14 protein-coding genes are annotated in these 11789 nt (G+C 63.9%); 11 read left to right on the top strand and 3 right to left on the bottom strand.

What is annotated here, in order from left to right:
* Positions 1–5: 5 nt before the first annotated feature.
* From Tam10B_RS00525 to glgC, 11 genes are all read left to right on the top strand, one after another.
* Positions 6–566, top strand: a complete 561-nt coding sequence (locus Tam10B_RS00525; protein WP_093959331.1) for a hypothetical protein — start codon at positions 6–8, stop codon at positions 564–566.
* An 11-nt stretch (positions 567–577) separates the two neighbouring features.
* Positions 578–715, top strand: a complete 138-nt coding sequence (locus Tam10B_RS13145; protein ID WP_158214078.1) for a hypothetical protein — start codon at positions 578–580, stop codon at positions 713–715.
* Positions 715–1155, top strand: coding sequence for a hypothetical protein (locus tag Tam10B_RS00530; RefSeq protein WP_233133510.1), 441 nt, complete (start codon positions 715–717; stop codon positions 1153–1155). The genes Tam10B_RS13145 and Tam10B_RS00530 overlap by 1 nt, the downstream gene beginning before the upstream one ends.
* Positions 1156–1173: 18 nt before the next feature.
* Entirely contained in the window at positions 1174–1872 is a 699-nt protein-coding gene (locus tag Tam10B_RS00535; RefSeq protein ID WP_093959332.1) for a hypothetical protein, read from the top strand.
* A 4-nt stretch (positions 1873–1876) separates the two neighbouring features.
* The gene (locus Tam10B_RS00540; RefSeq protein WP_093959333.1) at positions 1877–2863 is read left to right on the top strand and encodes an Ig-like domain-containing protein; all 987 of its coding nucleotides are present in this window, start codon (positions 1877–1879) and stop codon (positions 2861–2863) included.
* A gap of 38 nt (positions 2864–2901) precedes the next feature.
* Positions 2902–3777, top strand: a complete 876-nt coding sequence (locus Tam10B_RS00545; protein WP_093959334.1) for a hypothetical protein — start codon at positions 2902–2904, stop codon at positions 3775–3777.
* 13 nt (positions 3778–3790) lie between these two features.
* Positions 3791–5014, top strand: a complete 1224-nt coding sequence (locus Tam10B_RS00550; protein ID WP_093959335.1) for a hypothetical protein — start codon at positions 3791–3793, stop codon at positions 5012–5014.
* 15 nt (positions 5015–5029) lie between these two features.
* Positions 5030–5980 carry an endolysin-like domain-containing protein gene (locus Tam10B_RS13430; protein WP_233133511.1) on the top strand — a complete coding sequence of 317 codons (951 nt, stop codon included), beginning with the start codon at positions 5030–5032 and terminating at the stop codon, positions 5978–5980.
* On the top strand, positions 5977–6330 hold the full coding sequence (locus tag Tam10B_RS00560) for a hypothetical protein (protein ID WP_093959336.1): 354 nt from the start codon (positions 5977–5979) through the stop codon (positions 6328–6330). Before Tam10B_RS13430 ends, Tam10B_RS00560 begins: the two co-directional genes overlap by 4 nt.
* A gap of 353 nt (positions 6331–6683) precedes the next feature.
* The gene (locus Tam10B_RS00565) at positions 6684–7550 is read left to right on the top strand and encodes a TrmH family RNA methyltransferase (RefSeq protein ID WP_093959337.1); all 867 of its coding nucleotides are present in this window, start codon (positions 6684–6686) and stop codon (positions 7548–7550) included.
* 187 nt (positions 7551–7737) lie between these two features.
* On the top strand, positions 7738–8982 hold the full coding sequence (glgC, locus tag Tam10B_RS00570; RefSeq protein WP_093959338.1) for a glucose-1-phosphate adenylyltransferase: 1245 nt from the start codon (positions 7738–7740) through the stop codon (positions 8980–8982).
* Positions 8983–9169: 187 nt separating this feature from the next.
* Here glgC and Tam10B_RS00575 read toward each other — a convergent pair whose 3' ends face one another.
* The 3 genes from Tam10B_RS00575 to Tam10B_RS00585 all read right to left on the bottom strand — a co-directional run bounded on the left by Tam10B_RS00575 (position 9170) and on the right by Tam10B_RS00585 (position 11757).
* The gene (locus tag Tam10B_RS00575; protein ID WP_093959339.1) at positions 9170–9763 is read right to left on the bottom strand and encodes a metal-sulfur cluster assembly factor; all 594 of its coding nucleotides are present in this window, start codon (positions 9761–9763) and stop codon (positions 9170–9172) included.
* Positions 9764–10351 carry a Fe-S cluster assembly sulfur transfer protein SufU gene (gene sufU, locus Tam10B_RS00580; RefSeq protein ID WP_093959390.1) on the bottom strand — a complete coding sequence of 196 codons (588 nt, stop codon included), beginning with the start codon at positions 10349–10351 and terminating at the stop codon, positions 9764–9766.
* A gap of 134 nt (positions 10352–10485) precedes the next feature.
* A complete protein-coding gene (locus Tam10B_RS00585) occupies positions 10486–11757 on the bottom strand; it encodes a SufS family cysteine desulfurase (protein ID WP_093959340.1) in 1272 nt (423 codons plus the stop codon).
* Positions 11758–11789 lie beyond the last annotated feature (32 nt).

Genomic DNA, 11789 nt, shown 5'->3' on the forward strand with positions numbered 1-11789 from the left:
AACGCATGGAAACCGTGATCGAGGACGACAACCTCATCATCCGCCCCGAAGCCGGGGAGACCACCAAGGGACTGGTCTGCTCCCTGCGGTCGATCGCCGTCTGGCAACAACTGCTCGGAACACGATCCCCCACGGAAACCGTCGCGATGATGATGCAGGCGCAGGACCCCGGCATCATCAACCGAGCAACCGGAGAGAACGCCTGGACCAGCGCCTACACGCAACTCGAACGGGACAGGCTCCAGGACCTCAACCAGACCCGCAAAGCCGCACTGCACCGGGCCACCAACCCCCGAACACGCGCCCTCAGCATCGACGGCAGGGAGACCACACGCCGCCTGCTGGGCCTGCCCGGCAACCCCATCGACACGTACGAGGCCACGGCCGCCCTCGCCACCGGACAGACGGAGGACGAGGAAGCCATGGACGTGCCCCTGCCGGACGGCATCGACGAAACCACCCTGACCATCCTCCTGGACGGACAGGCTCCCCTGCTCGAACAGGAGGGCACGGCATTCCTCGAATCCCTCGTCCGCATCACCACCGACCCGCAACCACAACCATAAAAGGAGCCCATATGGCCACACAGATCGACTCGACCACCATCATCACCCGACTCGCCACACGCATCGCGGACCTCGAGATCCAACACGCCATCGACCAGGAAACCATCCACCAGCTCACCGAACAGAACAACACCGGGGAGGACGACTAGTGGGACCACTGCCCCAACTGTTCAACTCCACCGAATTCTGGACCGCGGTCATCGTCTCCGGACTCGGATCCGGCGGACTCATCGCCTGGATCCTCCGCCGCATCGACAAACACCTCGACCGCCACGAAAAGGTCCTGACCCGAGACGAACTCGACCTCGCGCTCGCCGAATCCCCCGTGATCCGCAGCTTCGAAACCAAACTCGACCGGGACTGGGAACGCTTCGAAGAGGCGGACCGGGACCGACGTGCGATCCGTCTGGACGTGCTGCGCATCGAGATGTTCGCCCACACCAACACGCGCACCCAGCACGAACGACAGCTCGAGGCCGGCAAGGAATACCTCGCGCTCGGAGGCAATGGACTGGGCCACGCCCGCTACGACGCGCTCAAAGCCGACTACGTACGCCGAGAACAGGCGTGCGACTGGACCTACCGGTAACCCAACGAAAGGACCCTCATGACACAGGTCAAGATCACCCTTAAACGCCATATCTCCACCGGACTGGAACCCATGGCCGACGGGCTCATCCGCTTCCAGGCCAAACGCCGCATCGACGCGGACAAGAACGTGATCGTTCGCGAGCCATTCGACGTCACCCTGGACAAGCAGGGCACCGCCACCGTCAGCCTGCCCGCCACGGACGGAACGTTCGTCTGGCACGTGGCCGAACTGCCCGGCACCGCGAACTCGTACGACCGATATGTGACCGTCCCCGACAGCCAGCAGACCATCGACTACGCGGACCTGACCGACGTCGACCCCGTCACATGGGCCCCTACCGCGATGATCGGCGGACGCCTTCTACAGGTCCGTGTCGCCACCAGCCAACAGGCCGCACAGGAACTCTCCGCCCAGCACCCCGATGACATGATCGTCTGGTTCGACGAAACCGCGACCGCCGAAGCCACGGAAACCGCACTCACCGCCGCCATGCAGGCCGCCGAGCGCGCCAGAACCGCCGCCGCCCAGGCACAGGCGGCACAGACCAGCGTGGAAACCAACGCCACCGCCATCGGCCACCTAGCCGAAACCACACAGACCGCCATCACCACGACCGTCCAGACCGTCGACCAGGCGGCAGCCGACGCGACCGCACGCATCGACGCCGCCGCCACACAGGTCGAGAACAAGGCCGCCGGCCTCATGGAAGGATAAGCCCATGCCAGCAGTCATGAGCCAACACACCATGCAACCACCCATCATGGGAGGCCACACATGGAACGCCTACATCGCCGGCAAACTCGTCTGGCCCTCGGCCAAGGACACCGTGGTATCAATCCGCATCACCACGGCGGCAGGCGGCCAGGTCCCGTCCATGCTCCCGGTCAACGGCAGCGTCCAGCTTGCGGCCGTGGCCACGTACGGGGACGGCCATACCGAGACCCATACGACCGAGGGCGTCGCATGGCGTTCGCTGGACACGGGCGTGGCGGTCATGGACGGGGCCACGCTGCGTTGGGTTCACGGCGGCACCGCGTTGGTGACCGCGACCGTGAACGGGTTCACATCGGCCGCGCTGTCGGTCGCGTGCGTCTGGGCGCCGGAGTCGATCACGGTCAGCCCGAACCCGGTCCTGGTGCGTGTGGGCGAGAGCGTGGACCTGACCATCCGGGTGCTGCCCGCCGCGGCCAGCCAGGACGTGACCGTGAGCATCGACGACGAGACCATCGCCCAGGTCGCGAAGACGGCCGGGGGGGGGATTAGCCTGACCGGCCTCGCGCCGGGCGGGACCGCGCTGGCCCTGCAGGCCGGTGACAAGCGTGCCAGGGTGCCGGTCACGGTGAGCGAGGCCGTGCGACCGAACCTGTGGCCGGCGGGCAGCCTGCCGGTGTCGAACGCCGGGGTGACGTTCTCGGACGCCGGCGGCGGCCGGGTGCGTGTTGCCGGTTCGAGCACGGGGTACGCGATCTACAGCGCGACCGGCGGGCTCGACGGTGCCGGCGAGTACACGATCGCCGACGGCGAGGGCTTCAACGGATCCCTGCTGTACATGCAGGTCAAGGCCGGTGGCACGACAGTGCTCGGCCCCGCCACGAAGACCGCGACCCTGACCGCAGCGCAGGCCGAACGCGTGCAATGCCAGATCGTGGTCGCGCCCGGCCTGACGGGCGACACGACCGTCACCCCGGTCATCCGCAAACTCTGAACCCCGTCACGGGGTTCCCAACATGGAAGGAGCCCCGCATGGGGACATTGAACGTCACGGGCGTGGCCATGGGCGCCACGAGCCTGAACATCGCATCATCCGGCCAGCCGACGGTCACGGCGAGCGTGCCTATCACGGTCCACAGTCGCAACCTGCTCGCCTACGGACCCGCCAGCGCGAACGGACTAACCTGTACGGTCAACCAAGACGGCAGTCTGCACGTCAGCGGACAGACCACGGCGGCCAACCAGGGCGTCAAATGGCGGTACCCCATCCCCGACGACGTCAAGGGCAAAACCGTCACCTACAAGCTCAGCTACGCGCCGGCGGGCGTGTACTGCTACGTGCAGGCCAGGAACGCGAGCGGCGTGCTGGTCACTCTGCTCTCCTCAGCCGCGACCCAGACCCTGCCCGAGGCGGCCACCGAGATCGAATTCAGGGTCGCGACCAACACCACCAACCTGATCGGCGGGGACATTAAGGTGCAGGTGGAACCCGGCGACACCGCAACCACATGGATGAGTCCCGACGTCACGAATCTCTCGGGGGGGGGGCTTAGCCTAGCCAGCCTCTGGCCTGCCATCACCGGCGGCACCAAAAACGGGGTCACCCTGACTCCGGGCCCGGACGGCTCGTACACGACCGGCGGCACCTGGGACAAATGGACCACGTTCGAATCCACGGTCGAACTCGAAGCCGGGCTCTACACGATCGAGGGATCCGAGGGACTGACCTCGCTGTCCTCGTGGGATCTGATCCTGCAGGTCGCGCCCTATCCCAGCGGCGACGCGATCATCAAGCCCGGTACCCCCAGCGCCCGCCTGGACGCGGGACGCTACCGATGCCAGATCAACATCAACAGCCAGGGCGCGATCGGCCGCAGCGTCACGCCCCGACTTACCAGAATCGACTAAAGGAGCACACCATATGAGCAAGAATCGCATCGGGGGGGGGGGACTTAGCGTCACCGGCCTGAAACGAGGCCATACCACCCTCACCCTCACGGCCGGGAACATCACCACGAGCATCCCGGTCACGGTGATCGACCCGCAGGCTCCCAGCCTGCCCACGGACCCGTCCGCCGGAGTCAGCCTAGACGAGGCACACGTGAAATACTCCCCGCAGGCCGTCAAAATGACCGCCGAGGCAGGGAAGACCGTGACCGCGCTCCTGTACCCCGACTACCGAGGGCAGGCCACCCCGCAGCGCGTGGGCCTGTGGGTGTGGGTGGGCCCCGAGAACCTGCCCAGCAAGGCCAGCGGCTCGACTTACACGGCCGTCAGCCTCGGCCGCGGCAACGGCGGCGGCTCCGGCACTCCGATCATCGGCACGGACCGGTACAAGGGCCTGTTCCCAGGCTGGAACCTGTGCGTGTTCGATACCCAGGCGTATGCGGTCGGGCTGACCGTCCAATGGAGAAGCGAGACGGGAGGCTCGATCTGGGTGGACAGCCTCATCGTCGAACCGCCCACCCCGAAGGCGGTCATCGTGTTCACGCATGACGTGGCCCCCGGCCAGGTCACGCAGGACATGATCGACATGTACCAGACGCGCGGACTCGTGTTCACGTGGGACCAGTCCAACGACAGTAATTGGACGGCCGATCAGGTCGCTCACCTGCTCGGGGCCGGCGTCACCGATGGCGGCGTGTACTCCGGTCACCCGGAGGACATCGACTACGACACCGGTGATTGGACCGTGGTGGCCGAACGCATGAAACACGTGCGAGACATTCCCAGTCTGCCGCGCGCCTCGTACGTCGCCAGCACCAGAAACCAGCTCGGCAAGGCGTATCTGGAGCGCCTGACCGATGACGGGTGGCCGCTCATTCGAGGCAACTACGGTGGTGGTCTCGGACTGACCATCGACCCCACGTACCGGAGCGTGCCGACGATCGGATACGAGGAGGCGTCCACGAAACTGGACACCTACGTGGACCTCGGCGCCATCATCTGCGTGACCGAACACAAGATCGTGGCCGACGGCCAGGGCAGCGACACCACCCAGATCGAGGTATCCAAGTGGACTGCCCTGCTCGACAGGGTCAAGACGCTTGTCGACGCAGGCAAGCTCGAATGCCTCACCATGCGCCAACTCGCCCAACGATACGTGCCCGACGCACTACACGCGTGGGACCAACAAACCAACTGAAAGGAGGCCTGGTGCATGCCTAGCATCCAGAAACTGTGCGACAGGATGCGCTACTGGTGCGTGTCCGTGTCGCTCGGCTACGACCAGTCCCAGCGCTGGAACATCTATCCCGGCGGCGAATGCGACTGTTCGAGTCTGGTGATCCACTGCCTCAGGGAGGCGGGATTCGATACAGGCTCTGCGTCATATACCGGGAACATGAGCCAGCAGCTGTGCGCCCGAGGATGGAAACGCCTGCCGAACAACGGCCGTCCCGCAAAGGGCGACATCCTGCTCAACGACGTGCACCACGTGGCCGTCTACCTCGGCGGCGGCAAGCTCGCCCAGGCCAGCATCGACGAACGCGGCCGGGCCAGCGGCGGCCAGTCCGGCGACCAGACAGGCTATGAGACCAATATCCGCAGCTATTACAACTATCCGTGGTCCTGTTATCTCAGGTACGCGGGCTCGACCGAACAGGAGGACGACATGACACCAAACGACGTATGGAACGCCGGTCTCGGACAGGAGGGCACCTACGGCAAGGACGACATCCCCGCGTGGATGCACCTGTCGTTCGCGCACTACGACACCGCCAGGCTGTTCGCGATTCTGGGCCGCACCGACGACGCGGGACTGGGCGACGGCACATCGGGCAACATCTACGAGCGCACCGTCAACATCGACAAGCGCGTGCGTGACATGGCCGGCATGCTGTCCCGCACGGACGACGCCGGCACGGGCGACGGGACCGACGGGGATCTCTACACGCGCGTGGTCAACATCGACAAGAGGGTCAGGGAGATGACCGCGACGATCGCCGCGCAGGCCGCCGCGATCGAGGCCCTGTCCAAGGCGCTCGGCCAGGATCCCGTCGACATGGCCGACGTGGTCGAACAGGCCGTCAGGGAAAAGCTCGACAGCCTCACCATCAGCCTGTCCACCAACACCATCACCGCACCCAAGACAAAGAAGGAGACCGAATGAGCGACGAAACCACGGATCCGGCCCAGAACCGAGTCGAGACCCACACCACCGACCTCACCGAAAGCCTGCCGCCCGACGTGCAGGAGATCTGGTACAAGGGGCAGCGCGTGCTGAGGACCATCGTCCAGATCGTGATCGCGTTCGCCCTGAGCGCGCCGACGATCACCGCGATCATCGACGCCCTGGGCATCCCGGTCGACACGCACATCGGTGCGTTCCTCGCCTCGATCGGCGTGGCCACCACCGCCATCGCCGCGGCCATCACCCGAGTCATGGCCATCCCCACGGTCAACCAGTGGCTCGTGAGCATCGGCCTCGGCAGCGTGCCCAAGGACAGCCTCAACCACTAGGTTGGTACGGCAGCTGCACATCTGAAAGTCATGCCCCGTCTGACGCCAAACGTCGGACGGGGCAGTTTTCCGTATATGGCGACACGCCGATGTCCCAGCTCACCGTTTGGGACATTTTTGGGACAGGAATCATTTTCTCCACGGGACTCATTAGACTCATTCGACGTCAATAACCGTGTTAAAACCCTTGGAATCATGCCAAACCGCATAATTCCAAGGACCGGTCTGCGGGTTCAAGTCCCGCTCCGGACACCGATTAACCCGGGAGTTTCGACTTCCGGGTTTTTTGTTATCCAAACGGTCTCGCACCGCTTATTTCCAGATTCGCCGCGACGGCGACCCAAGGTAGGATCATGCGCTACATTCACATCGACTCCATCGACGACGAGCGACTTGCCTCGTTCACCCACCTGACCGAACCGCAGCTACGCAATCGTCTCGAGCCCTCCATGGGCATGTTCATCGCGGAATCCCCCAAGGTGATCGACCGTGCGCTGGCCGCGGACGTGGAGCCCGTGTCGTTCCTGGTCGAGGAGGCCTGGCTGTCCGGCATGGAGCCGGAGTTTGCACAGGTCGACGAGCGCTGGGGCACCGACGTTCCCGTGTACATCGCCACCAGCGAAGAGCTCAAGCGCATCACCGGATATCGTCTGCACCGTGGAGCGCTCGCCACCATGCGCCGTTGGACGCTGCCCAGCGTGGAGGACATCTGCCGCAATGCGTCGCGCGTCGCGGTGATGGAGAACATCGTGGATCCCACCAACGTCGGCGCGCTCATGCGTTCGGCGGCCGCGCTGAACGTGGACGCCGTACTGGTCACGCCGTCGTGCGGAGATCCGCTGTACCGCCGCGCCGCCCGCGTCTCGATGGGCACGGTGTTCCAGGTGCCGTGGACGCGCATCGGCGGCGACGACACGCACTACTGGCCGTGGAAGGGTCTGAAGCAGCTGCACGAATGCGGTCTGACCACGGCGGCTCTGGCGCTCACCGACGACTCCATCGGTCTGGACGATCTTGTGGAACGACTGAACAACACGCCCGACACTCCGGGACACATCGATCGTCTTGCGATGATTTTCGGCACCGAGGGCGACGGTCTGAGCCGTCATACCATCGCCAACGCCGATCTGACCGTGAAGATTCCCATGGGTCACGATGTGGACAGCCTGAATGTCGCGGCTTCCAGCGCCGTTACGTTCTGGGCGACGCGCCGACGCTGACACGAATGCATCGGCGTGTCGCAAGGCGCGATTTCCCGGAATTCGAACATGACCTATAGGTAACGGCACGGCAAACGATTAACGAAAACCCGCAACACCCTCAACACCCACGCACATAATCACGATTTTTGTGAGATTATAGAGGCATTGTTTCAACTCACCGACGAGTAGAAGGCAGGGGATACCCATGAAGAGAAACCCGAAAGTGCTCTCGATAGTGCTGGCAGGCGGCGAAGGCACGCGTCTGATGCCGCTGACCCGTGATCGAGCCAAGCCGGCCGTGCCGTTCGGCGGCGTGTTCCGCCTGATCGACTTCCCGCTGAGCAATCTGGTGAACTCTGATTTCCGTCACATCATCGTGCTCACGCAGTATAAGTCCCACTCGCTTGACCGTCACATCTCCCAGGTTTGGCGCTTCTCGTCCCTGCTCGGCAACTACGTCTCCCCCGTTCCCGCCCAGCAGCGTCTTGGCAAACACTGGTATCTCGGCTCCGCCGACGCCATCTACCAGACGACCAACATCATCGAGGATGTCAAGCCCGACATCGTGGTGATCGTCGGCGCCGATCACGTCTACCGCATGGACTTCCAGCAGATGGTGGAATCGCATATCGAGTCCGGCGCCGAGTTCACGGTGGCCGGCATCCGCCAGCCGATCAGCCAGTCGAATCAGTTCGGCGTGATCAACACCGATCCGAACCACCCCGGTCTCATCACCCACTTCGAGGAGAAGCCCGCCACCACGCAGGGTCTGCCGGACGATCCGTCGATGATGCTGGCCTCCATGGGTAACTACGTCGCCAACACCGACGCCCTGTTTGACGCGCTGCGCAAGGACGAGAAGGCCAAGGACACCAAGCACGACATGGGCGGTGACATCGCCCCCTACTTCGCGTCCCGCGGCGAGGCCGGAGTCTACGACTTCACGACCAACGAGATCCCCGGTTCCACCGAGAAGGACCACGCCTACTGGCGTGATGTGGGTACGATCAAGCAGTTCTACGATGCCCACATGGACCTGATCGCCTACGTGCCGGAATTCAACCTGTACAACACGGATTGGCCGATCTACACCTACTCCGGCTCCCTGCCGCCGGCAAAGTTCGTGCACGCCGGCCGCGATCGTCTCGGCCACGCCACCGACTCGATCATCTCCCCCGGCGTGATCATCTCCGGTGGTGAGGTGCATCATTCGGTCATCTCCCCGAACGTGCGCATCCACTCCTGGTCGCAGATCGTCGACTCGATCCTGTTCAACAATGTCACGATCAACCGTCGTGCCCGCGTGTACAAGGCGATTCTCGACAAGAACGTCGTGCTCACGGAGAACGCGACCGTCGGCATCGACACCGAGCGCGATCTTGAGCGTGGCTTCACGGTGACCGCCGAGGGTATCACCGTGGTGCCGAAGGGTACGATCGTCACCGACTGATCGCATACCCCGCGCATAACGGCGTAGAGACGAGAAGGGTCTGAACCCAGAGAATATGGGTTCAGACCCTTTTCTTGTACCTTGCCAAGGAAAACCTAGGCACCTCGCCATCACTGTCAATCGGCAATCCCAAAACGGCATGAAAAAGGCGCCCTCTCAGGGGCGCCCGAATATCATGTCTACGCGATCACGCGCCGTAGGTGGGCAGGTTGTTGAAGTTGAATCCCAGCGCGGAGAGCTGGGCCTGTCCCTCGGGGGTGATCTTGTCGATCGTCCACGGCGGGGTCCACGTCCAGTCGATGCGGAATTCCTCGACCAAGCCGGCCAGCACGCTTGCCGTCTCGTCCTCGATGAGGTCGGTCAGCGGGCACGCGGGCGTGGTGAGGGTCATGGTGATGATGGCCCTGCCGAGTTCGTCGATCTCGATGCCGTATACCAGACCGAGGTCGATCACGTCAATACCAAGTTCGGGGTCGATGACCTGATGCATCGCCTCGCGCACGTCCTTGGCGGTGGCACGACCGATGTCGTCCACGGCCTTCAGTTCGATGCCGCCGTCCTCGGGGTCCTCTCCCCCGCACCCGCATGCGCCGTGGTCGTTGCCGCAGCCGCAGGTGTCGGCGGAAGTCGCGGATCCGCCGTCCTTGTTCGCCTGCACACTGCCGGCGAGATTCGGGTTCGCCATCACCTGACGGGCCGCCTTCTCGTCACCCAGCGCGCGTTCCACGGATGCGAAGATCGAATCCGTGGGCTCGGGAACCAGATTGCTGTTATCGCCCATTTACGCCTCCTTTGCGTTCATCTGAGCCAATGCCTGTGCCATGGAATCCTTCAGGCCCTCCCATCCGAGCAGCGCGCACTTGATGCGCATTGGGTAGCGGGAGACTCCCTGGAAGACCACGGCGTCGCCGAGCTCCTCCTCCATGGCCTCATCGTCAAGACCAGCGCCGCGCGATTCCATAAGCTTGTGGAATGCATGGAACAGTTCCATGGCCTCGTCCACGGTCTTGCCATCCACAAGATCAACCATAATCGAAAGGCTGGCCTGTGAGATGGAGCATCCCTGCCCGTCCCAGACCAGATGCTCGATGTGCTGGGGCTTGCCGTCGGTGCCGTCGGAGATCTCCACCCGTACGGTGACCTCGTCGCCGCAGGTGGGGTTGAACTGGTGGGACTGGGCCGGCACGCAATATTCGTGGGTTGCGCTCAGCGTGCTTTCCCCGGCACTGAGACTGTCTACGCCGATGGTCGCCTGCTGGCCCTTCTCGGCGGTGAAACTCACCTTGCCATGCGGTGTTTTCGAAGCCTCGAGGATGACCTCCTGGTACATCTGCTCGAGTTCTTCGCTGCTCATTCCGTAATCTGCCATGCCCTCTAACCTAGTGGCGCGCCCTGACTTGGACGCGCCGTACTTCTCCCAGCGAAACGACGATTCCGTCCGCAGATCCATATCTCCACGGACGGAACCATATGCCGGTCCTCTTCTGTCCGGTCCGACAGCGCTCAGACGCGGAAGAAGGCACGTACCTTGCCGACGGCCTCCACCAATGCCTGCGCGTCCTGTACCGAGTTGTATACACCGCTCGAAGCGCGATTGGATGCAAACAGTCCGAAGTGACGGTGGACCGGCTGGGCGCAGTGGTGTCCCACGCGGATGGCGATGCCTTGTGCGTCGATGAACTGGCCGACGTCGTGCGGATGCACGCCCTGCACATCGAACGCCACCGTGCCGATGCGGTTCACGTTTTCACGCGGTCCGAGGATGCGCACGCCGTCGATGTCGCCGAGCTTGAGCAGTTCGGCGGCGATGGTCTTCTCATGGGCTTCGATGTTCTCCATGCCCACGGCACGCATCCAGTCGGCGGCCACGCCGGCGGCCACCACCTGAGCGACGGGCTGGGTGCCGGCCTCGAATCGAGCCGGCGGAGCCATGTACTGGGCAGGCTTGTCCATCCATGCCAGTTCGACCATCGAACCACCGAAGTTTGCCGGCGGCAGGGCCTCGAGCAGCTCGCGCTTGCCGTACAGGAATCCAACGCCGGTGGGGCCGTACATCTTGTGGGCGCTCCATGCGGCGAAGTCCACGTCCAATGCGTGGAAGTCCACGGCCAGATGCGGCACGGACTGGCATGCGTCGAGAATGAAGATCGCTCCCACCTCATGCGCGCGACGGATGATCGGCGCGATGTCGGTGATGGCGCCGGTGGTGTTGCCCACATGCGTGATGGCCACGACCTTGGTGCGTTCGGTGATCACCTCGTCCGCGGTGTCGGCACGGACACGTCCCTCCTCGTCCAGGTCGAACCACTTGAAGGTCGCTCCAGTGCGTGCGGCCAGCTCCTGGAACGGCAGCAGCACGGAATGGTGCTCGGCCTTGCTCACCACGATCTCATCGCCGGGCTTGAGCGCGAAGCGCTTCGCCGCGTCTCCCCCGCAACCCAGTGAAGCGTTGCCAATGGCGGTGGCCAGCAGGTTCAGGCCTGCCGTGGCGCCGGCGGTAACGACGATCTCCTCCTCGCCTTCCGCCGCGTTGGCACCGACCAGTGCGGCGACCTTCGCGCGGGCCTGTTCGAACGCCTCCGTGCTCAGTGCGGCCAGCTCGTGGGCTCCGCGGTGCACGCCGGCGTTGATGGTGCGGTAGAACTCGGACTCGGCGTCGATGACCGTCTGCGGCTTCTGCGATGTGGCCGCCGAGTCCAGATACACGAGCGGATGGCCGTGGATCTGCTGGTCCAGAATCGGGAACTCCCCCCGAATAGCCTCAAAATCAACCATATTATCCCCCTACTTATATTTCCTTTTCGCTT

Source organism: Bifidobacterium vansinderenii (genome assembly GCF_002234915.1).
GTDB classification, from domain to species: domain Bacteria; phylum Actinomycetota; class Actinomycetes; order Actinomycetales; family Bifidobacteriaceae; genus Galliscardovia; species Galliscardovia vansinderenii.

Coding starts and splice junctions, on each gene's coding strand:
- Tam10B_RS00525 (WP_093959331.1), top strand. CDS start 6: ATGGAAACCGTGATCGAGGACGACAACCTCATCATCCGCCCCGAAGCC.
- Tam10B_RS13145 (WP_158214078.1), top strand. CDS start 578: ATGGCCACACAGATCGACTCGACCACCATCATCACCCGACTCGCCACA.
- Tam10B_RS00535 (WP_093959332.1), top strand. CDS start 1,174: ATGACACAGGTCAAGATCACCCTTAAACGCCATATCTCCACCGGACTG.
- Tam10B_RS00540 (WP_093959333.1), top strand. CDS start 1,877: ATGCCAGCAGTCATGAGCCAACACACCATGCAACCACCCATCATGGGA.
- Tam10B_RS00545 (WP_093959334.1), top strand. CDS start 2,902: ATGGGGACATTGAACGTCACGGGCGTGGCCATGGGCGCCACGAGCCTG.
- Tam10B_RS00550 (WP_093959335.1), top strand. CDS start 3,791: ATGAGCAAGAATCGCATCGGGGGGGGGGGACTTAGCGTCACCGGCCTG.
- Tam10B_RS13430 (WP_233133511.1), top strand. CDS start 5,030: ATGCCTAGCATCCAGAAACTGTGCGACAGGATGCGCTACTGGTGCGTG.
- Tam10B_RS00560 (WP_093959336.1), top strand. CDS start 5,977: ATGAGCGACGAAACCACGGATCCGGCCCAGAACCGAGTCGAGACCCAC.
- Tam10B_RS00565 (WP_093959337.1), top strand. CDS start 6,684: ATGCGCTACATTCACATCGACTCCATCGACGACGAGCGACTTGCCTCG.
- glgC (WP_093959338.1), top strand. CDS start 7,738: ATGAAGAGAAACCCGAAAGTGCTCTCGATAGTGCTGGCAGGCGGCGAA.
- Tam10B_RS00575 (WP_093959339.1), bottom strand. CDS start 9,763: ATGGGCGATAACAGCAATCTGGTTCCCGAGCCCACGGATTCGATCTTC.
- sufU (WP_093959390.1), bottom strand. CDS start 10,351: ATGGCAGATTACGGAATGAGCAGCGAAGAACTCGAGCAGATGTACCAG.
- Tam10B_RS00585 (WP_093959340.1), bottom strand. CDS start 11,757: ATGGTTGATTTTGAGGCTATTCGGGGGGAGTTCCCGATTCTGGACCAG.